At 63.7% G+C, this 21000-nt stretch carries 16 protein-coding genes; 4 read left to right on the forward strand and 12 right to left on the reverse strand.

All coding sequences use genetic code 11. The annotated features are described in order from the left end of the window. Positions 1-274 precede the first annotated feature (274 nt). On the forward strand, positions 275-6007 hold the full coding sequence (locus CO675_RS22320; RefSeq protein WP_143279069.1) for a DUF5801 repeats-in-toxin domain-containing protein: 5733 nt from the start codon (positions 275-277) through the stop codon (positions 6005-6007). Positions 6008-6076: 69 nt separating this feature from the next. Here the strand turns inward: CO675_RS22320 and CO675_RS22325 are convergent, their stop codons facing one another. Further along, positions 6077-7846 carry an alkaline phosphatase family protein gene (locus tag CO675_RS22325; protein WP_097674004.1) on the reverse strand — a complete coding sequence of 590 codons (1770 nt, stop codon included), beginning with the start codon at positions 7844-7846 and terminating at the stop codon, positions 6077-6079. Between the two features lie 308 nt (positions 7847-8154). Between CO675_RS22325 and CO675_RS22330 the strand changes: the two genes are divergently transcribed. Further along, the gene (locus CO675_RS22330) at positions 8155-9582 is read left to right on the forward strand and encodes a cytochrome c peroxidase (protein WP_097674005.1); all 1428 of its coding nucleotides are present in this window, start codon (positions 8155-8157) and stop codon (positions 9580-9582) included. 12 nt (positions 9583-9594) lie between these two features. Here the strand turns inward: CO675_RS22330 and CO675_RS22335 are convergent, their stop codons facing one another. The 4 genes from CO675_RS22335 to CO675_RS22350 all read right to left on the reverse strand — a co-directional run bounded on the left by CO675_RS22335 (position 9595) and on the right by CO675_RS22350 (position 14868). Then, positions 9595-10239 (reverse strand): hypothetical protein, encoded by a 645-nt coding sequence (locus CO675_RS22335; RefSeq protein WP_245452859.1) that lies wholly within the window; start codon positions 10237-10239, stop codon positions 9595-9597. Between the two features lie 174 nt (positions 10240-10413). Beyond that, complete coding sequence (locus tag CO675_RS22340) at positions 10414-12471, reverse strand: alkaline phosphatase family protein (protein WP_245452860.1); 2058 nt, start codon at positions 12469-12471, stop codon at positions 10414-10416. A gap of 238 nt (positions 12472-12709) precedes the next feature. Then, a complete protein-coding gene (locus CO675_RS22345) occupies positions 12710-14086 on the reverse strand; it encodes a cytochrome c peroxidase (protein ID WP_097674007.1) in 1377 nt (458 codons plus the stop codon). Further along, positions 14083-14868: an EfeM/EfeO family lipoprotein gene (locus CO675_RS22350; protein ID WP_097674008.1), complete on the reverse strand. Its 786-nt coding sequence runs from the start codon at positions 14866-14868 to the stop codon at positions 14083-14085. Before CO675_RS22350 ends, CO675_RS22345 begins: the two co-directional genes overlap by 4 nt. A gap of 126 nt (positions 14869-14994) precedes the next feature. Between CO675_RS22350 and CO675_RS22355 the strand changes: the two genes are divergently transcribed. Next, a complete protein-coding gene (locus CO675_RS22355; RefSeq protein ID WP_245452861.1) occupies positions 14995-15594 on the forward strand; it encodes a prepilin peptidase in 600 nt (199 codons plus the stop codon). A 165-nt stretch (positions 15595-15759) separates the two neighbouring features. After that, positions 15760-16191, forward strand: coding sequence for an MAPEG family protein (locus CO675_RS22360; protein ID WP_097674010.1), 432 nt, complete (start codon positions 15760-15762; stop codon positions 16189-16191). A 54-nt stretch (positions 16192-16245) separates the two neighbouring features. Here the strand turns inward: CO675_RS22360 and CO675_RS22365 are convergent, their stop codons facing one another. From CO675_RS22365 to CO675_RS22395, 7 genes are read right to left on the reverse strand one after another with little or no spacing between them, the layout of a single operon-like run. Next, positions 16246-16890 (reverse strand): hypothetical protein, encoded by a 645-nt coding sequence (locus CO675_RS22365; protein ID WP_245452862.1) that lies wholly within the window; start codon positions 16888-16890, stop codon positions 16246-16248. After that, complete coding sequence (gene gspM / locus CO675_RS22370) at positions 16890-17453, reverse strand: type II secretion system protein GspM (RefSeq protein ID WP_245452863.1); 564 nt, start codon at positions 17451-17453, stop codon at positions 16890-16892. Before gspM ends, CO675_RS22365 begins: the two co-directional genes overlap by 1 nt. Further along, positions 17450-18523 carry a PilN domain-containing protein gene (locus tag CO675_RS22375; RefSeq protein ID WP_097674012.1) on the reverse strand — a complete coding sequence of 358 codons (1074 nt, stop codon included), beginning with the start codon at positions 18521-18523 and terminating at the stop codon, positions 17450-17452. The genes gspM and CO675_RS22375 overlap by 4 nt, the downstream gene beginning before the upstream one ends. Beyond that, positions 18523-19437 carry a type II secretion system minor pseudopilin gene (locus tag CO675_RS22380; protein WP_097674013.1) on the reverse strand — a complete coding sequence of 305 codons (915 nt, stop codon included), beginning with the start codon at positions 19435-19437 and terminating at the stop codon, positions 18523-18525. Before CO675_RS22380 ends, CO675_RS22375 begins: the two co-directional genes overlap by 1 nt. Continuing rightward, entirely contained in the window at positions 19437-20144 is a 708-nt protein-coding gene (locus CO675_RS22385; RefSeq protein WP_097674014.1) for a PulJ/GspJ family protein, read from the reverse strand. The genes CO675_RS22380 and CO675_RS22385 overlap by 1 nt, the downstream gene beginning before the upstream one ends. Further along, positions 20141-20545, reverse strand: a complete 405-nt coding sequence (locus CO675_RS22390) for a PulJ/GspJ family protein (protein WP_097674015.1) — start codon at positions 20543-20545, stop codon at positions 20141-20143. Before CO675_RS22390 ends, CO675_RS22385 begins: the two co-directional genes overlap by 4 nt. Then, entirely contained in the window at positions 20526-20990 is a 465-nt protein-coding gene (locus CO675_RS22395) for a type II secretion system protein (protein WP_097674108.1), read from the reverse strand. Before CO675_RS22395 ends, CO675_RS22390 begins: the two co-directional genes overlap by 20 nt. Positions 20991-21000 lie beyond the last annotated feature (10 nt).

Consider the following 21000-nt stretch of genomic DNA (forward strand, 5'->3'; position numbering starts at 1 on the left):
GGTGGAAACATGGACCGCCGGGCCGAGACCGCAGGACCTGAGTGCCAAACGAGTTGCTGCAAACAGACCTAAAGGCCTGACGTAGCTCGAATAAAAATTAATATGTGGACAATTTGCTCCGTAATTATACTATCATTTTAGTGGGGTTGCACCCGGCGATTAAGGACAGCAGTTCTGCCTTTTCCGCAGTCGCTGGTGCAGCACTGAAATTCGATTTGCACTACCGAATTTAGTTTCAATCAGGACGTTTCGGCGGACAAGCCTATGGCTGCCGGTGCGGGGATTTTTACCTCGTGGCGCGAGCAAGCCAGACCAAAAAAACTGCGGCACCACCCTCTGCCTGAACTGTTCAGCAGGCGAAAAGCCAATGTCAGTTGCGTCCGGCGTCGCGTTCGGGGGCGCGAGCACGGCCGTTTTAGGCCGCCTGCCCCGAGTGGTTGGCATCGTTCAGACGGCGATCGGCCGCAGCACCGTCGCGCGTGCGCGCGGCGTTGCCAGCCTGATGATGCCCGGCGATCCCATTCACCAGGGTGACGTCATCGAAGTCGCAGCCGGCGGCCGGGCCGAAATCCGCTTGCTTGACGGCACCGTGCTCAATCTGCCGGCGGGCACCCGGCTGGAGTTGGGCAGTTTTGCGCAGGACCGCTGCGGCAGCTTGGGCCTGTTCGCGAAAACCAAAAGCATCTTCCGTTTCATCGGTAGCCGGCTGACGGGATCAGACGTCCTCACCGCGGACACGCCTGTTGGCACCATTCGGGCCAGCGGCCTTGGCATGCTGTCGTTCGCCGCGCTGACGTTCTCGCTCCTGGAGAACGCGCGGGCTGCGGAGCCGAACGTCACGTTCCTGGATGACGACACCATCAACTACAAGGACCTCCACCACGGTGTGTTCGAGCTGGTGACCAAGGAGGCGATCCCCAGACACATCGTCGTCGACGATCCCGGCGTGACGGTCATCTTGAGCCCCAGAGGGTCGTCGGTCGGGGTGAACCAGGTCACGAACAGCCCGGCGCACATGGAGGAATTGCGGGACGCCCAGCAGCAGACGCTTGGCAACTACGCGAAGGGAATTTGGGCCAAAGGGTCCGGCATGCCAACCCAGGATGGGTCGTCGCTGCTGCAGCCGATCAATTTTTCCGAGCCAGACCCGCCTCTGGTGCCAAATCAACTCGGGCCGCTACCGGAGACTATCCTCCCGTTCATCGTCGTCTTCCCGCCGGAGCCGCTCAGGCTGACCTTCGGAGAGCCGTCGCCCCTGACGTTGAGCGAGACGCATCTGACGGCGACGGCGCTCGACGACCACATCGCCGGCTCATCGCCAAACGAGGCGCTGACGACGACGTCAGGCAGCTTCGCGCTGATGTTCGCCAACCCACAGGACGCGGCGGGCGCGACGGTCAGCTACGCATTGACGATCGCCGGCGGCAACGGCGCGGCGTCCGGGGTTATCGATTCGCACACCGGCCTGCCAGACGTCCTGGTTCTGAACGGCAACACCATCGAAGGCCGCGTCGGCGCGACTGACGGGACGATCGCATTCACCATTGTGCTCGATCCGGCGACCGCGTTTGTGACGTTCACCGAGTACCGGGCGGCGTCACGGCCACCCGGCACCAGCACGGACGACAGCGATACGGTGTCGCTGGCGGCGGGGGTCATATTCCTCGTTGCGTCCGTGGTGAAGGGCGACCAGTCCCTGGCATTGGCCCTCGATCTCGGCACCAAATTGGTTGTCGTCGAAGATGACCCGAGCATCAGCACCAACGGAATCGGCCCTCCACTGTTGCTGAGCGAGACACATCTGACGGCAACGGTACTGGACGACAACATCGCCGGCTCTGCGCCGGATGCGGCGTTGACGACGACGTCTGCCGGCTTCTCGACCGCATTCAGCCCGGTTCAAGGCGCGGATGGCGCGACGGTTAGCTATGCGTTGGCGATCACCGGCGGTACTGGCACAGCCTCGGGCCTGATCGACTCGCATACCGGCCTTGCCGACGTGCTAATTCTGAACGGCAACACGATCGAAGGCCATGTCGGTACGGTCGGCGGCACACTGGCGTTCACGATCTCGGTCGACCCGTTCACCGGGCTCGTGACCTTTACCGAATACCGAGCGGTGAAGCAGCCGTTCGGCACCAATCCGGACAGCGGCGAAGCCGTGGCCCTGGCGGGTGGAATCGTCAGCTTGATTGCAACCATCACAGACAGGGACGGCGACTTCCAGAGCGCGAGCATCGATCTCGGCAGCCGGCTGAGCATCAGCGACGACGGTCCGGCGATCAGGGCCAATGGCATGACGCCGTCGCTGACACTCAGTGAGAGCCACCTGACCGCAACGGCGCTGGACGACAACATTCCGGGCTCCGCCCCGAATGCGAGCCTGACGACGACGTCAGCCGATTTCGCGACCGCGTTCAGCTCGGTCCAGGGCGCGGACGGCGCGACGATCAGTTATGCACTGACGATCACCGGCGGCAACGGCGCCGCTTCGGGTCTGATCGACGCCCATACCGGCCTTGCCGACGTATTGGTTCTGAACGGTAATACCATCGAAGGCCATGTCGGCACGACCGCGGGCACGCTGGCGTTCAGCATTACGCTTGATCCATTCACCGGGCAGGTGACCTTCACGGAGTACCGTGCCGTGAAGCAGCAGGCCGACGCAGAAGCCAGCACGTTGAGCGCCGGAATTGTCGGCCTGATTGCCACCATCACCGACAACGACGGAGACCGTGAGAGCGCCAGCCTTGATCTCGGAAAGCAGCTCTCGATCACGGGCGATAACCCGAGCATCAGCACCAATGGCTCCTCCCCTGCCCTGACGCTGAGCGAGACGCACCTGACGGCAACGGCATTCGACGACAACATCGCAGGCTCGGCGCCGAACGCGGCATTGACGACGACCTCTGCCAACTTCTCGACGGCCTTCACGTCGGTTCAAGGTGCGAACGGCGCGACGATCGGCTACGTGCTGACGATCACCGGCGGTAACGGTGCTGCTTCGGGCCTGACCGACTCGCATACCGGCCTCGGAGACGTGCTGGTTCTGAACGGCAACACGGTCGAAGGACATGTCGGAGGGATTGGCGGCACGCTGGCATTCACCATCGCGGTTGATCCGGCCACCGGACTCGTGACCTTCACCGAATATCGGGCGGTGACGCAGCCGCTTGCCACCAGCCCGGACAGCGGCGAAGGCATCACGCTGGGCGCCGGGCTCGTGAACCTGGTCGCGACCATCATCGATAATGACGGCAACTTCCAAAGCGCGAGCCTCGATCTCGGCATCCAGCTGACGATTGCGGACGACGGCCCGAGCATCAAGGCCAACGGCGCCACCCCATCGCTGTCGCTGAGCGAGACCCATCTGACGGCGACGGTGCTCGACGACAACATCGCAGGTTCCGCGCCGAACGCGTCGCTGACGACGACATCCGCCGACTTCTCGACGGCGTTCACCTCGGTTCAAGGTGCGGACGGGGCGACGATCGCCTACGCGCTGACGATCGCCGGCGGCAACGGTACTGCTTCGGGCCTGACCGACTCGCATACCGGCCTCGGAGACGTGCTGGTCCTGAACGGTAACACGATCGAGGGCCACGTCGGCGCAATCAACGGCACGCTGGCGTTCACCATCACGGTTGATCCGGCGACCGGGCTCGTGACCTTCACCGAGTACCGGGCGGTGATACAGCCGCTCGGCACCAGCCCCGATACCGGCGAAGGCGTGACGCTGGCGGCGGGTATCGTAGGCCTGACTGCAACGATCACGGACAAGGATGGCGACTTCCAGAGCGCGAGCCTCGACCTCGGCACCCAACTGACCATCACGGATGACGGCCCGAGCATCAAGGCAAGCGGAACCACGCCGTCGCTGTCGCTGAGCGAGACGCATCTGACGGCAACAGTGTTCGATGACAATATCGCGGGGTCGGTGCCGAACGCGTCGCTGACGACGACATCGGCCGATTTCTCGACCGCGTTTACCTCGGTTCAAGGCGCCGACGGCGCAACCATCAGCTACGCCCTCACAATCACCGGCGGCAGCGGCACCGCATCGGGGCTGGTGGATTCGCACACCGGGCTCGCCGATCTGCTGGTTCTCAACGGCGACACGATCGAGGGCCATGTCGGCACAATCAACGGCACGCTGGCGTTCACCATCGAGATCGATCCAGCGACCGGGCTTGTCACCTTCACCGAGTATCGCGCGGTGAGGCAGCCGTTCGGCACCAGCCCGGACACGGGCGAAGGCGTGACGCTCGGGGCGAGCCTGGTCAACCTGGTTGCAACCATCACGGACAAGGACGGCGACTTCCAGACCGCGAGCCTCGACCTCGGCAAACAACTGACCGTCACCGACGACGGCCCGAGCATCGCGGCAAACGGCGCGACGCCATCGCTCACCTTGAGCGAGACGCATCTGACCGCGACGGCGCTGGACGACAACACGGCAGGTACCGCACCGGACGCCTCGTTGACGACGACGTCAGCCGACTTCTCGACGGCCTTCACGTCGGTTCAAGGTGCGGACGGCGCCTCGATCGGCTATGCGCTGACGATTCCCGGCGGTGAAGGAACCCTGTCCGGCTTGGTCGACTCGCACACTGGCCTCGCCGACGTGCTGGTCCTGAACGGCAACACCATCGAAGGTCATGTCGGGACAACCACCGGCACGCTGGCATTCACCATCGAGGTCGACCCGGCGACCGGGCTCGTGACCTTCACCGAATATCGCGCGGTGACGCAGCCCCTCGGCAGCAGCCCCGATACCGGTGAAGGCGTGGCGCTTGCCGCCGGGACTGTCAACTTGGTTGCAACCATCACCGACAAGGATGGCGACTTCCAGAGCGCGAGCCTTGATCTCGGCAAGCAATTGACGATCACGGACGACGGCCCGACAATTGGCGGCTTCCCGGATACCGACATTTCCGGTCAGGACAATCAGATCGTCAACGGCAAGTACAATATCAATTTCGGCGCGGATGGTGACGCCGGAATGTCCGTTGCGATCCACAACGGCGCAGTCGGCACCACCGGCTACAATCTGGCTACGTCAAGCCTCGGCGGCGGCATCAATTCGGTGCATGTCACCGGAAATGGCGATGACTATAGCTTCTACTATACGACCCATGCGGTGAGCGGTGGCGTCGAAATGGACGCCTACCTTGCGGATTCGGGCGGCGCGCTGGCCGATCCCTACTTCAAGCTGCTGGTCAACCCGGATGGGACCTATTCATTCGATCTCGTAAGCGTCGATGTGCTCAAGCAGGTGACCGTGACCGGCTCTACGTTCGGCGCCTCGGGCGGCGGCACACCGTCCCTGACCGCTCCGGACGGAAAGCTTCTGATCACCGGATCCGACAACAGCGGCCATCCCCTCGATGTCAAGGCGTCGAACAATGGCATCGCGGTCGGCGATACCGGGCTGAGCATGGATCCCAACGAGCAGTTGAACCTGTCGTTCTCCAACGAGCAACCGCAGATCAGCTTCATGCTGACCCAGTGGCAAGGCAACGGCACGGCAGGCGTGGTCTTCAAGGTTCTGGACGGCAGCACCGACGTGCACGACTTCAGCATCGACGTTCCAAAACCACATAGCGGCAACGCCACCGTCGTGGTGCAGGAAACCTCGGACGCCTCGCTGATCAACACCTCGGCCTTCGACAGCGCGACCTCGACCTACACGCTGTACGTTGGAAAGGCGTTCAATCTCGTAGGGGTCGACTACAGCCAGGCGACAAGCGGAAACACCACCTTCACGGTCAACGACATCACCTATAATGAGAAGACGACCATCCCGAGCACCGATCTGCTGTTCGACGTGCTCGCCACGGACAAGGACGGCGATTCGGCCGCAACCAGCCTTCAGGTCGATATTCTGGGGCTCACGACCGGGGCGCCTGCTCCTATCTTCGCGCCGAGTCCGGTAAGCTCCGCAATGACCGGCGGCGGCATCATTCTAGACCAGATTACACACGTGCAACACGACCTGATCATGTAAGGGCCCTGAAGCCTGATGAAGGTCCTGGCCCGCGTCAATTGTCGACGCGGGCCAGGATTATTTCTCGTGTCAGTGCCAGCCTTCGCCGGCCTTCAGCGCCGCCGAGAGGCTGCGCACCGGGCGCGTCACCAGCGGATCGAGATCGAAGCGCTTCTCGAGCAGCCGGAGGATCGACGTGGTGTCGAAGTCCTCATGCGCGACGCCCGACTTGTTGAAGCGCTTGGCGATCAGCAGCGCCGGAACGCGGGTGCCCGGACCCCACTGGTCCGCAGCACGGGCCTCGGCACCATGGCGGTTGTGCGGCGGGGGCGGAACGTGGTCCCACTGTCCGCCGAACTCGTCATAGGTGATGACGATCAGCGTGTCCCTGCCATTCGGCCCTTCGACGATCGCCTTGACGAGATCGACGAGATGCTGGCTGCCTTCGGATTCGCTGGTGTAGCCCGGATGCTCGTTCTCCTCGCCGATCGGCTTGATGAAGCTGACCTGTTTCAGCCGGCCGTTCCTGGCCGCCTGGATGAACTCCGCCTCGTCCTTCAGGTGATCCCTGCGGGCCTGCGTTCCCGGCGCGTAGCTGGCGAAGTAGTTGAGCGCCTGATGGTGGAACTGGAAATCCACATCGGGGCAGTTCGGGAACACCGCGGTGGAAAGGTGGTTCGGATCGGTGCAGGTCGTGCCGTTGCCGTTAGTCCAGCCGGACGCGCCGACATCGCCATTGGCGTTCGACCAGCCACCTGAATACCAGGCCCAGTCGACATGCTTGGCCGACAGCCGATCGCCGATGTTCGGCGTGTGCAGCGGCGGCAGGCGCTTGATGTCCGGGGTGCCCGGCGAATAGGGCTGATAGGTCGGCTGCGTGGTGTTGACCGCGTAGTCGCCGCAGGCAAGACCAGCCGGCAGGCCGGGCTGGTTGCATTTTGCGGTCAGCTGCGCGTCCTTCACCGTCGAGACCGGCGTGTAGAGCGGCGTGCTGGTCGGCATGCCGTTGGCGTCGACGATCGCGTGGAAGTCGTTGGCGCTGCCGTCGTTCAAGGCACCGACGAATGGTGGCGCCGCCGCCGCGACCAGGAACTGGTGGTTGAGGAACGAACCGCCGAACGCGCCCTGGAAGAAGCTGTCGGCGATCACGTAGTTCGGCGCGCCGTGGCCGTGCAGATAGGTGTAGATCGGCAGCTTCTTGGTGTCGTAGTAGCCCATGACAAGACCGGCGGCGTCGCTGCCGGTCATGTAGCGGTTCTGCCGGCCACCGTTGAGCTGGTACTGCTCGCTGTAGAAGCGATGCACGATATCCTCGGTGCAGCCGCCGGGCGAACCGGTGCCGTTGAGGAAGCCGTGCGCCGCGAAAGCGCCGAGCGGCTTCGGACAGGTGGTCGCCGAGATCGGGATGAAGTCGTTGATCTCGAACGGCTTGTTCTTGAAGGCGCTGAGGATCGCGACCGAGCCCGTGTTGTCGGTGCAAGTCGTCGGCTGCGGCGACGGAGAGGTCAGGTTGACGTCATTCTGCAACAGGCAGCCATAGACGGTCTGGTTGTCCTGCCGGACCTGCAGCGTATGCGCCTGATCGGCGTCGGAGGTACCGTTGATCCGGTCACGGCCGACATCGCCCCAGTGTCCATAGAGGTTATCGAAGCTGTGGTTCTCCTGGTAGATGACGACGATGTGCTTGTACTGATGCACACCTTCATGGCCGCGGTCGCGCAGGTCACGCAACTCGTCCCTGACCTCGTGCTTGAACTCGTCAATGATCTTTTCGACCAAATTCTCGGCCTTTGCCACCGGTGAGATGGCAACGGCGCCAGCAACAATCGCGAGCGCCGGAATGGCTCCCCAAAGCCGCATAGTGCTCTCCTGATTTCAGAAAGAAATAGAAATGGAGTTACACGCTATGCAAAACACATTTCGCCGGGATGACCGTTTTTCGACGCGCGCACAAACGCGTGAGAAAGAGCGCATGCGCCGACACGTTTTTCGTTCTGTCACACGCAGGCCGGTTTGTGTTTCGTTGACCGATCGTCATCAAACCGCAATCAACAGTCGTCTATCCAAACAGATGGTCATTGATCCTGCCGACAGGAAACTGTCACGTTCGTGACATCTTCCGGCGTCGGGCAGCGCAAATGCATTGTGACAGGGGCGGTTTTCTCGCAATGGCTTGGGATATTCTGGCGTTCGGCTCCGCAAAACGTCGCGCGGCATCGGCCGATCTTGGCGTCACGGCATCAGTCGCACTGCTGACGCTCGTCGTCACGTTCCTCCCGTTGCGCGCGATGGCATTCCCGCTCGGCGGCGACCAGACCGTGCTGCCGGCCGGCACTGAGTTTTCCGAGGAAGCGCTGGCGCGGCCGCGCGAACTCTTTCATTCCGAGGCGATGGGCGGGCGAAAGTCCTATCTGGTCAATCTCGGCGATCTCGCGTTCAATTCGCCTTCCATCTTCGGCGGCAAGGCGCGTCAGGCCGAGATGAGCTGCGGCACCTGTCACGTCAACGGCACATCGAACCCGAAATTGTTCGTTCCAGGTGTATCCTCCCGCCCCGGCACCTTCGACACGACCAGTCTTGTCTTCAACGCCAAGACGTTCAACAGCATCCTCGATCCCGTCAGGATTCCGAGCCTGCGCGGCGCCCGCTTCCTCGCCCCCTACGGACATGACGGGCGCATGACCTCGCTGCGCGACTTCGTATATAATGTCATCGTCAATGAGTTTTCCGGGCCGCGGCCGAGCGATGCGGTTCTCGACGGCCTCGTCGCCTATATCAACGACATCGATTTCCTCCCCAATCCGAAGATTGCGCCCGGCGGCCGGCTTGCCGCGCAGGCCAGCGTCGAGGAACGGCGCGGCGAGGCGCTGTTCTTCAAGCCATTCCCGAAGCAGGCCGAGCTGAGCTGTGCCGGCTGTCACGTTCCGGCCGGCACCTTCAACGACCAGCTGCGTCACGACGTCGGCTCCGGCGGACTGGTCAAGACCCCTACCCTGCTCAACGCCAATTTCAACGCGCCGTACTTTCACGACGGGCGGTACGACACGTATGAAGAAGTGGTCGGCCACTTCGATCGCCTGTTCGACCTCGAATTGTCGACCCAGGACACGCAGGACCTTGTGGCCTATCTGAATGCGGTCGGCGACGGCGAACGTGCGTTCGACAAGGACGGCGTCGTGCTCCGGATGAAGGAAGTGCTGGAGCTCTCGAGCGTGCTCGAAGTCGCGATCCCGGCCGCCGACACCTCAGTGGTGTCGCTGGCCGTGACCGGAGTGGGCGCCGAACTGCGCGAATTGACCGAGCACATCCCCGACATCAGGACCACCTCGATCGGCGGCAAGGACGAGCGGCTCGCCGCGCGTGCGATCCTGAAGGATCTCGTCCTGACCTTGCGCCGTATCGATCTCGAAGTCGGGGCCGGCCGGATCGACGAAGCGATGGCTGAGTACCGCAGATTTTCGCAGCTGGTGAATTTCGACGTTCCGGTCGCCCTGAAGAGGGCCGAGCCCTGGTCGCTGTTCAACAGCAATGTGCATCAGTCGCACTACACCGCGCTTGGTCGGATGCTGCCGGTGACAAGCCGGCAATCGCAGTAGCGCGTGAAGCGCTCACTGCGAGGTCGACGGCTCGACCCATACGTCGCTCTGCTGAATCCGGCGGATCAGCGCTTGCGGATCGAACTTGCGCAGACCCGCGGGGATTTCAAAGATTTGTGCCGGCTGCGGCTCGTCGCGGATGCGATCGGCCGCGATCACCGTCCCATCCGCGGTCCTGATCTGCACCGGAAACCTGCGCGCGCGGTCGACCCAGCCGGTAAAGCTCAAGCCGGACGGTGCCGCTACGCGATAGATATCGGTGTTGCGCCCCGCGATTGCCTCTTCTCCATCGCGCTGGCAGTGCCATGTCGCGAGATCGACCGCCGCAGAAAGCTGCGCCATCGCCAGCCATTGCCGGCAGGGATCGCTCGGGTCGACCGGGATGAACAGCTGGGTGAGCGGGCTCGATTGCATGGCCTTCATGTAGACGTGCGCGGCCGGGCGGACGAAATAGGCGGCGGGCTTGGCCGTATCGAGCAGAAAGAAGCCATCGGGCAGCGCGGCTGGATCGATCCGCGCCTTTCGGTCCGAGACCCGCAGCGTCCCCATCGCCGTTACCGTATCGTCCTTCCGCGCTAGCAGGTCGGCGGAAAACTGCTGCGCCGCGGCCGGTACCGGTGCATTGGCCACGACGGCCATCGCGAACAGGCAGGCCATGGCATTCCTGCCTCCCTTCCACATCTTTTTGCACGTCGTCTCGTCGCGCTTCATGGGATATCCCCGATCGGTCAGCAGGCGGGCAGTCGGAACATGACAGCGCCGACCGAACCAATGGTTCGATCGGCGCCGGCTTCGGATGGACTCAAGACCTCGTCGTGGACGAGAGCTCGATCACTCGGTGTAGGACAGATTGACCGGCTTGCTGAAGTCGAACGCGTCGAACAGGTCAGACAGCGCCGGGCTGTTGGTCGGGACATACTCGTTGTTCTTCGAGTAGGTCGGGTTCGGCAGGTTGTCGCGGCTGCGGTGCGTGAGCGGCTCGAGAGCCCAGTTGCGCTCAATGAACTTCAGCAGCGAAACGTGGTCGGCGTAGTTGTGGTTGACCTTGCCGCCCGTCGAATAGGGCGACAGGATCAGGGTCGGAATACGCGGTCCGTCGCCGAAGAAGTCGATCGACTGCGTATAACCGGAGTCCCAATAGCCGCCGGCTTCGTCCCAGGTGATGAAGACCGCGGTGTCGGCCTTCAGCTCCGGATTGTTGTCCAGCGCGTTGAGCACGTTCAGGACGTAGGCCTCGAACAGATCAACCTTCGAGCTCTGCGGATGACCGTCGAGCAGGCCGTCCGGCTTGCCGAACGACACCGCGGGCAGCGTGTTGTGCTGGATCGCCGTGATCAGATCCGCGGTGTCCTTCATGTGAGCCTGGCGCACGGCCGGATTGGCCATGATCGAGGTCGCATACTGGAACGGATTGCAGATCTGGCAGTAGGCAACACCGAGCGCGTGCGCCGGATCGGCGACCGCAGCGGCGCTGAGGTTGGGGTTGGTCGGATTGGCGGCAACCGCGGCATTGGAAAGCGCCACGGCGTCGTTGAACGCACCACCATAGAACGCCCAGGTGATGTTCTTCTCGATCAGAGCGTCACCGATCGTGCGAACCGACGACGGCGGGACGTTGTTGCCGCCGGACAGCGCGCCGTTCGGCAGATAGCCCGGATTGACGTTGTTGAGCATGTAGTAGTGGTTCGGCTTGCAGTTCGGCTCCGCCGCGTACGGCAGATTGTTGAGGTAGGTGACGATCGGCTTCACGCCGGGCTGGAACACGTCCGAGCAGTTGCTCCAGTTGCCGTCGACGGTGTAGCGGTTGACCGAACCCGCGACCGGATTCGGATTGGCGATCAGGTTGGCCGGCGGCGTCACCGGATTGCCCTTGCCGTCGCTCCAGAACGCCGCATCGCCGGTGCCGAGCATGAAGTGGTTCGCGCCGGTGCCACCGTGGAACGACTGGTGGAAGTTGTCGCTCAGCGTGAAGCGGTCGGCGAGCATTTTCAGGACCGGAGCCTGACCCTGCTGGGCATTGTAGAAGCCCATCGAGTTGGCCATGCTCTTGTTGGATGCCGAATAGGTCGCCATCACGAACGGGAACAGGTCGTTCTGGCAGCCCGAATTGTTCTTCTTGGTGGCGTTGGCGGCGTTGCAATCTTCCTGCTGCCAATCCTGATAGAAGCGATGGGTCGAGTCGCCGGTGTAGTCGTCGTCGCTGATCTGCTCGCCCTGCAGCTGGAACGGTCCGTTCAGACCGCCGGCGCCGGGAATGCGGGTATCCAGCACGCCGGTCGGCAGGCCGCTGAAGCCGGTAGTCAGGATGTCGAGATCGGCCGGGTCCATGTCCTTCTCGACACTGGCCTCAGCGATCGTCTTGAACGGGGCGCCGGTGTCGCTCTGCGCGGTCGGCGTACCGTTGGTGTTCGGCTGCGGCATCAGATTGGTCGCGTTGTAGGGCGACTTCGCGATCGCTGGCGCGCCGATGTAGAACGACGGCTGGCCCGCAACCGAATACTGCTGCGCTTGCGCGAAGTTCGGTCCCGGCGTTCCATCCTCGTTGACGATGCCCTTCGACAGCAGGTTGGAAATGGTCTGCCCCTTGCCCTTCGGCTTGTAGATACCGAAGGTGTGATCGAGGCCGCGGTTCTCACCGATCAGGATGATGACGTGCTTGATCGGCGAAGCGGTCTTGCCCTTGCCGCCGTGATCCTTGTCGTCGTGATCGTGGTCATGCTTGACGCGATCAGCTTCCTGATGCGCCTGGTGATTGTGATGCGGACGCTTGTCCCAATCACTGTGTCCGCCCGGATAGTGAGCGGCATATGCGGCCGTTGCGACGAGCACCGTTGACGCGATGCAGAGCGCGGTGCTGGTTCGCCAGTGCTTTTTGTAGTTCAAACTCATTGTCGACCTCAGGGTGTTTGCGGTTAGCAACACACACTGCTTAGTGCGACAGTATGACGCATGGTTTTCGCTTGCGTGAAAGCGCGCGACAAATTTCGAAACGTTCAAATATTTTCTGTGGAGACATCCGCTGCTGCACGCTGCATCTCCACGATTCCATTCTTCAACTGAAGAACGAATGCAGATGCAGCGCTCCACGCAGCGACGCGGACCGCAAACACCCTGCAGTTCGGCTCAATCAATGCGAGACGTGCCTGGAGCGCATCACCTCGCGCAGCGCAGCGTAATGCTGATCATGCACATCTTGATTGAGCAAAGACCACGGCTCGGCGCTCGCCAGCAACGCAGGCACGGCAGCTGCCATCAGATTGCGATAGTTCCTGAACTCGGCTGCAGCATCGGCGGCGCGGCCCGCGGCAACGGCCATCTCTATGCGCCGCAGCGTGAGCACGAGCTCCTTCAGCCCGTTGCGCGCAAGCACGCGCTGCTGCTCGCCGCCCGACACGCTGGTGTTCTTGCGATCGGGATATTGCTCGGTCAACTCTCGGAGCTCGCGGCCGATCGTATCGACGGCGAGTGCGACGATGTCCTTGTCGCCGGCAGGAATTGCGGTCGCCAGCACCGTCGAGAAATCGTTGATCTCCTTCAGCGTTGCACCTGCACCGTCGCGCTCATAAGGCTGCACGCCATCGCCGACCGCCGTGAGATAGGCGACGAGGTCGCCCTTGTCCTGCGCCGAGAGATCGAGCTGAAAGGTCCGATCGAAGTAATCGACGACCTGGTTGAAGTTATCGAAGCGGCCGTCATGGAAATACGGCGCGTTGAAGTCGGCATTGCGCAGGGTCGGCGTCTTGAACAGGCCGCCCGAACCGACATCATGCTGCTGGTGATCGACGAAGCCGGACGACGGCACATGGCACCCCGCGCAGCTCAGCGCCGGATCGTGCGGGAACGGCCTGGCGAACAGCGCTTCGCCGCGGCGCTCCGCGTCGGTGATCTTGCCGGCCAGCCGCCCGGCAGGACCAAGGCTCGGATTGGGCAGGAAGTCGATGTCGTGAAGATAGGCCACGATGGCATCGAGCGTGGCCGGTGACGGCTCGGGTCCGGCAAACTCATTGGTGATGACGTTATGGACGAAGTCACGCAGCGAGGCGAACCGGCCATCGGCGCCGTAGGGCGCAAGGTAGCGGGCGCCGCGCAGGCTCGGAATCCGCACCGGATCGAACGACAGGTTGTTGGCCTTCGGATTGAACAGCGGGCCCGTGGTGTCGAACGTGCCGGGCCGGCTCGACATCTTCGGCATGAAGAACTTGGCGTTGTTCGCGCCATTGACGTGGCAGGTGCCGCAGCTCACGCCGGCCTGCCGCGCCACCTCGCCAAGCAGCCCCGGCGAATTGAAGGCGAGATCGCCGAGATTCACCAGATACGACTTGGCTCCGGTGCGCTCGGATTGGAACACCTCCCGCGGCTTGTCGAGCGCATCCTCGTTCAGCTCGGTCGCAACCGGCAGCACGGTCTTGTCGCCGTCGACCGGAAACGCCGCCGTGCGCCCGAGCAGTGCAAGGGCGATGACCGCTGAAAGCAGCGCAGTCGGACGCAGGTGAAGCGATCTCATCGCGCCTGCGCCTCCAGCGTCGGGCGCTGCAGCCCGAGCTTTGCCGAGGCGCTCTGCAGCGCGACGACCAGTTCCTCGCTGGTCTGGCGCAGATCGGCGATATTGACATGCGGCAGGTCGGGCGTGGCGACAATCGCCTCGAGCCGCTCGATCCGGTTGGTCACCATCTCGTCGAGCTTGCCGTCGACGGTATTGAGCGCGGCAGAGAAAATCGTGTGATAGGCGAAGTCGATGCCGGCGATATTGTTGCGCATGTCGTCCAGCGACGTGCCTGAGATGCGCGATTCGCCGCCATCGGCTTTGCTCTCACCGACTTCGTAGGCGAGCCGCACCGTGCCATCCAGCAGCCCCTGCGGCGTCAGCTTGATATCCTTGAGCTTGCCGTGAAGATCGTTCAGGTGCTCGACCAGGCCCGTCGCATCGGTGGCAACGTCGGAGCTACCAGCTCCGAACAACTTGGCTTCGATGGCGTGGAACCCGCTGTCCGCGTTCGGCCAGGCGTCGATCTGCGCGTCGAGCTCGGGCACGAAGCCTGCAGTGAACACCTCCGAGCGCTCCCAGCCGGCACGCGCCGACAGCCAGGCCTTCCTGGCGCCGGGCAAATCCGCCGCAGCGGCGCGCTCGCGCAACCCACGCGCGCCCGCCAGCGCATTGGCAACACCCTCGATCAAATACGGCCGATAGCGCTCGGCGCCGTCCTCGAGCGCGCCCGCATTCGCGGCACGCACGCCTGCCGACGCTGCCAGCAAAGCCAGGCACGCCGCCACTCGCATCCTGTGCATAGTCAACCCACTCGTCTGCCGCGAAGGGCTCGCGGCACGTAATCGGGGCGAACTATTGTCGGTATCCTATGCGGATTTGTGACAGCGCAGACTTTTTGTCGCATCTTTTCTGCTTCGCGATCGTTGTTGACGATCACGATCCCGCAAACACGTTGCTCGATTGAAAATGCACTGTTCAACGCGCGCGAGTTGTTGCAACACAGTGTGTTCACGCGTCACACTTGTCCCGCCACGATGCCAATCGACCGCGAAGCTCTTTATTTCATTGCATCCTACGGCGCGCTTTGCGTGCTGTGCTGCACCGTCGCGCTGATCGACCTGCGCCACGGCATCATTCCCGATTGGCTGAATCTCGCAATCGCGGCGCTCGGGCTCGCACATGTCGTCATCACTGAAAGCATGACAGCCGCGTTCAGTGCGATAGCGATCGCCGCCCTCATCGGCGCCCTGTTCTTTCTGTTGCAACGCCTTTACTTCGCCTTGCGGCATGTTGACGGCTTGGGACTCGGCGACGTCAAGTTCCTCGCCGCCGCGACGATCTGGGTCGGCGCTTTCGGGATTCCGACTTTGCTGCTGATCGCGGCACTCGCCGCACTTGCTGTTGCCGGCAGCCTGCAACTCGCGGGACACGAGATGAAGCGCCAGACGTCGATGCCGTTCGGTCCGTTTCTGGCGCTCGGACTTCTCCTGACGCCGGCCCTGCAGGGCTGGCTGGGATTGAGCTAGGATCCAAACTCAATCAGTGGCTTGGTCAAGCGCGGCTGTCCTAATTCACGAGAGGCGTGGATCATGGGAAATGGCGTATGGCGCTGTTCTACTCCCACGCGAGTTCGTGGATGACATCTGCGAGAAATCGCAATAGGTTTGCGATGTTACGCGGGCAGAGAGGGGATGGCACAGGAATATATCTTCTGGCCGATGATCGTGATGGCGCTGCTCACCTTCATCCCGCTGGGCATGATGCCGATCAAGCGGATCCAGTCCGCGCTTCGCGGCGAAACCACGCCGGACGATTACAAGCTCGGCGAATCGGCGAGGGTGCCGGCGGACGTTTCGCTTCCCAATCGCAACTATATGAGCACCCTCGAAGTGCCGGTGCTGTTTCACGTCCTGTCGCTGGCGCTCTACGCGACCAACAGGGTCAATGCAGTCTTCCTGTCTCTGGCGTGGGCCTATGTCGTGCTGCGGATTGGCCACAGCATTATCCATCTGACCTACAACAGGGTCATGCACCGACTGGTCCCGTTCGCCGCCAGCAACTTCGTGCTGATTGTCATGTGGGTCATGTTCGCACTCAGTCTTTTGCGGTTCGGTTCGAACTAGGGTCAAGACTCACAACCGCCATCGCCTTCTGGCTCAACCCCAGCCAACGCACAGTCACCTCTGGATCCGCGCAGCCAACGGCTTCCTGTCGCTGCTGACCGGAACGAGGCGGACATCGCCGCTCTCCTCGGTGCCCGGCTGGGGCAATGAGAGCACGGCATCGTGCTCGTCTTTCTGCATCGTGACTTCGCGGCCGCTGATGGCTCGCAGCTTCCATCCCTGGAAATCGTCGCCGAGCTTCAACCGCAATGCGGTCTTGTTCGCTTGATCGAGAAAGATCCCGAAGCTTTCATCATCTCCCGCGATCGTGCCGACCAGCGACAGCGGCGGCGGCTCGAGCGCGACCTTGCGCGGCGGCGGCGGCAGCGGCTTGCTGACTTCCGGTTCCGCGACGACGGCAGGCGGCGGCCGCCGCGACGGCGAAAACACCGGGCGGTCGCGGGTGTTGGACAGCGTCTTGAGCGGAATGCCCCACAGCGGATTTGCGCTGAGCGGCCGGGGCGTCGGCGCCGGCGCAGGCGCCACCCGGACCGACGTGACCGGTTCGGACGGCGGCGGCGAACTCAACACCGGTCCGCCCAGGCGGGTATCATCCAGCATCCCGGCGTCTAGCGCATCGCCGGATGGGTCAGGCACCGCAGCCGGCGCCGAATAGGCCGACACCGCCAACAGCACGATGGTTGCAGCGAAGCGACGCATCATTTGGCTCCTCGCCATTGTCCGGATACGCCGAGCAGCACGCGCAGCTTGCCGGGATCGGCGCCTTTGGCCGCCTCGTCGGCGACGGGTTGCACCACCAGTTGATCGATGAACAGGAAGGGCATGCCGGCTTCGAGATCGTAGAGCACCTGCTGCAATTGCGCCTGTTCGATCTCGCTGCTCGCGACCATGCTGATGAAGCCGGCCCTGGCCGGCGCGTTGGGAACGTCGAGCTGCGTCGACAGCACGTTGCCGCCGGCCTTGATCACCGCACCAGACACGCGTTGCAGCAAGGTGGCGCCGGCAACCGTGACGGTCGCCCCCTCGAGATAGGCGGAACCGGTCGGCATCGCAGGCTGGCCGGGCGCGGTATTCGCCTTGGACCGTCCCTCGAGCTGCTCGAGCATTCCCGCCGACGCCGCAACATCGCTGCGCAGGCCTATGATGTCAGAGAGCGAGGAGATGACGACGAACAGCAGCAGCACGAACAGGCCGAGATAGCTCGCGGTTGCGACCAGCGGCGAGGTGCTGACGGCGGTCAGCGATCGGGATGCTGCGCTCATGAGCCGGACCCAAACGAGGCTGATAGATTGGCCTCGACGTGGAACCGCTCCGCCGATTCATTCGCGGCGCGCGTCGTCGGCGCGAAGAACGTCGCGCGGGTGAATTGCGGCGACTGCTCCAGCAGGCGGATCAGGGATGGCGCATCCTGGGTAAGTCCCACCACCTGCACCTTGTTGCCCTCGATGCGGAGCTCCGTCACATAGGTGGTGTCGGGCAGCACGCGCGAGATCGCTTCCAGAACCATGACGCTCGACGGCGTCGTCTGCTTGCGCTTGGCGAGCAGGCCGATGCCGGACGAGTCGCCATTGGCATCGAGACGCAGCGCCGCGCGGCGTTGCGAGATGCGGTGTTGCAGGTCCTCCTGCTCGGATTGCAGCCATCCGCCGAGATAGACGTTGAGCAGCAGGGACACCACGGCCGCGGCCACCGTCGAAACCAGGCCGATGCGCAACAGGCGCGGTATCGCAGGTCCGCCAAGGCCGCGCAACGATTTGTCGAGCAGCGTCACCTGCAGCGGGGCGCCGTCGCCCCCAACCGCCGGCGCCGAGACCGCGACGGTGGCTGAGCCGAGCATCCTGGCCATGCGGACCAGCGGATCGACCCTGGTCGCCGCGGTCGCACTGAACGCAACTTCGATCCGGTCATTGGCGATCGGCTGCGGCGAACCCCAGCCAAACACCGCGTCGGCGGCAGTCCACGGCGTCAGCCGGTCAACCTGCGCGCGGATCATGCCATCGAGGAAGTCGCCCGCCTGGCTCGGGAAATCGAGCACGCGGCTGACGACGTAATCCGATCGCAACCGCACCTCGATGCGGCTGCCGTCGAATGCCGTCTTCCACTCTGCCGATAAAGCAGGCTGCGGCGCGTCGTGATCGAGCCGGAACGAAACCGGAGCTGACGGCGAGCCATCCCTCGCTACGGTGGCGCGGGCCGTGAACGTGCCGTCGGCATTCTCGTCGAGCTCGATGCTGCGCCGGCGCATGAACCTGCCCGCAACGCCGTCGACGGCGGTCGCGACCGCGCCGATCCATTGCTCGAACCATTGCCGTGCCTCGGCGAGCATTGCCATCAACTTCTCCTCTGCGGCAGAACCATACTGCGCGGCTCGACATCGTTCTGCCAGGACAACACACGATAGGGCTCGACCTTGTCGCCGAGCGCGATCACCGCTTCGGACGTGGTGCGGTGACCGTTGCGGAACCGGATCGAGACTGCGATCCGGTAGCAGGGGCTCTGCGCCGTCGATGCCGCAGTTTGCGGGTTCGGCGCCTGCGATCCGACAGCGAGGCCGCCGTTCGGCGGGGGAGCAGGCGAGCCGAAGCTGTCCTGCTGCTTCCCCGATGCCTCCGCTGCAAGAGCGACTTCCGGCGCAGCGATCGCCGGATCGACATCCGGACTGCCGTTGAACACCGTCACGAACGGCAACACACGATCGACGAAGGCTTCGGGGATGCCGGCGACCAACGCCAGCTCATTGACATGGGTGAACAGCCCCTGCCGCGGCGAATAACCGAGCGCGTTGTAGCGCGCGGCCTCCACGTTCTCGCTGTTTGGCACGGGGCGGGTTCGCCAGCCGACAATCCGGTCGGCGTATTCGCTGGCTGCGTCCTTTCGGGCGCCGAGCACCACGAAGAGGCCGATCAGCATCTCCTTCGACGCATAGTTCAGGTCGACGCGGCCGGCCTCCGACACGAAAGTGACAGCGACGCTGGCGTCGTCCAGCCCGAAATGAAACGCCCCGTGCTGCGGCCTCGTCTTCTCATCCGTCAGCGTCAACTGATAGGCGGTGAGTTCGAGCCCGGCCGACACCAGCGCCTCGGTCTGCAACGACAGATCGCTGGCCGCCAGCGCCCGCGCCGAGGCGGCAAGATAGGCCGAGAAGATGATCGCCAGCGACGACAACGCCAGCAGGATCCAGAGCACCGCAACGATGACGAAGCCGCGGTTGGCCGGCGATCGGCCGAGATTGCCGGAGCCGCCCATCACGTCTTCCCCTGATCGGCAGGACCGTCGGAACCCTGCTTGTCGCCGCAATTGCCGTCCGGCTTGGTGCAGTCGCCCGGAATCTGGACATGGACCGGCGCGATGGTCGACACCGACAGGACGCGCTGGCTCGCGGCATCACGCACGGTCAACCGGATCATCGCCGGCAGCTTGTTGGCATCCTTCCACACGCTCTTCCAGGCACGGTCGGGACCCGCATAGGCGAACGACAGGCGATAGGGCGCGCGCAGCAGCACGACGGGGCTGCCGAGATGCACCTGCTCCGACAGCGACACCCCGTCGGCCAGCGGCGTGAAGCGCGCCTGCGAACGGACCGTGACGAACTCGCCGCGATCCCGGGTTTCACCGAGGCGCACCAGGTCGAGCCCCGGCCCTGCATTCGGCCCCACCGACGTGCGCACGAACATCACGGACAGTTCCGATCCGTCGAACAGCGGCTTGTGGGTGTCGCGGTTGGCGGCAACGAACTCCGCCGCTGCGAGGTCAGCGCCGATCCGCTCCAGCGCGATCCCGATCAATTCGCTGCGCTGGATCCGGTCGAGCCCCCGGTTCCAGCTCGGCAGCCATTGCGCCGTGATGCTGGCGAGCGCCGACAGCAGCAGCCCCATCAGCGCCAGCGCGACGATGGTCTCGATCAGCGTGAAGCCGTGCTCGCCCCTTCGCTGTGTCAGCTTTGCCCGCCTCATTCCGAAGACCTCGGCATCAGGCGCACGGTGCGAATGTCGGACAATGCGCCGCCCGGAGACTTGACGCGAATGCGCACCAGTTCCGGCGCCCAGGGCACGTTGCCCTCGGGCACCGTCCAGTCGCCGCCGAGCGGACTGACCTCGATGGTCCAGCGGTAGCCCTCCGCCTGCCCCGTCGACGTCCCCGACTGCAGTTCGGTGCGCGGCGGAATGCCGACCGTCATCAAGGTGCGCACCGCCTGCATCAGCGCGACGTGCTGCTCGATGGCCCGCACGCCGCGCGTCTTGACGCCCATGACAGCGCCGATCGCAACGATCGAGATAGCCACCAGCGCCAGCGCCACCAGCACCTCGATGATGGTGAAGCCTGCATTCCGGCGGTTAGTTGGTGGCGACGTCACGAGCAACGATCTCTACCCTTCCGGTGAGCCAGTTGACGCGGACCTCATATCCCGCGTCGAGCCGCGTCAGTGCGATGGAGCCGCCGCAGGAACCGCCATTGGCGAAGAAACGGATGGTCGACAGCGCCGCCCGGCGCTGACAGCTTTGCGGCAGCACCGCATCGAACCGCACGTCATCGGGGATTCGCACCGTCATGCGCGACGCGCCAGAGTGGATCACCCGGCTCGCCGCATCGACCAGCGTCGCAACGCTGGTGCTGCGCTCGATGGCGGCATTGCGATCGGCCTTCAGCAGCGTTGCGGTCTGCAACGCATAGGCCTGCAAGCGCGAGCGCGAGGTCTGGTGCGGAATGAACGGGAGCAGCACGGCCGCCAGCAGCGCGATGATGGCAAGGACGCACACCATCTCGAGCAGGGTGAAACCGCGCTGCGATGCCTCATTCATGCTCGCCATG

Source organism: Bradyrhizobium sp. C9, assembly GCF_002532045.1.
Classification (GTDB): domain Bacteria; phylum Pseudomonadota; class Alphaproteobacteria; order Rhizobiales; family Xanthobacteraceae; genus Bradyrhizobium.

Bases quoted from the DNA above. Each gene is read 5' to 3' on its own strand.
- CO675_RS22325 (WP_097674004.1), bottom strand. From the start codon at position 7,846: ATGCGGCTTTGGGGAGCCATTCCGGCGCTCGCGATTGTTGCTGGCGCC.
- CO675_RS22330 (WP_097674005.1), top strand. From the start codon at position 8,155: ATGGCTTGGGATATTCTGGCGTTCGGCTCCGCAAAACGTCGCGCGGCA.
- CO675_RS22335 (WP_245452859.1), bottom strand. From the start codon at position 10,239: ATGGCCTGCCTGTTCGCGATGGCCGTCGTGGCCAATGCACCGGTACCG.
- CO675_RS22340 (WP_245452860.1), bottom strand. From the start codon at position 12,471: ATGAGTTTGAACTACAAAAAGCACTGGCGAACCAGCACCGCGCTCTGC.
- CO675_RS22345 (WP_097674007.1), bottom strand. From the start codon at position 14,086: ATGAGATCGCTTCACCTGCGTCCGACTGCGCTGCTTTCAGCGGTCATC.
- CO675_RS22350 (WP_097674008.1), bottom strand. From the start codon at position 14,868: ATGCACAGGATGCGAGTGGCGGCGTGCCTGGCTTTGCTGGCAGCGTCG.
- CO675_RS22360 (WP_097674010.1), top strand. From the start codon at position 15,760: ATGGCACAGGAATATATCTTCTGGCCGATGATCGTGATGGCGCTGCTC.
- CO675_RS22365 (WP_245452862.1), bottom strand. From the start codon at position 16,890: ATGCGTCGCTTCGCTGCAACCATCGTGCTGTTGGCGGTGTCGGCCTAT.
- gspM (WP_245452863.1), bottom strand. From the start codon at position 17,453: ATGAGCGCAGCATCCCGATCGCTGACCGCCGTCAGCACCTCGCCGCTG.
- CO675_RS22375 (WP_097674012.1), bottom strand. From the start codon at position 18,523: ATGGCAATGCTCGCCGAGGCACGGCAATGGTTCGAGCAATGGATCGGC.
- CO675_RS22380 (WP_097674013.1), bottom strand. From the start codon at position 19,437: ATGGGCGGCTCCGGCAATCTCGGCCGATCGCCGGCCAACCGCGGCTTC.
- CO675_RS22385 (WP_097674014.1), bottom strand. From the start codon at position 20,144: ATGAGGCGGGCAAAGCTGACACAGCGAAGGGGCGAGCACGGCTTCACG.
- CO675_RS22395 (WP_097674108.1), bottom strand. From the start codon at position 20,990: ATGAATGAGGCATCGCAGCGCGGTTTCACCCTGCTCGAGATGGTGTGC.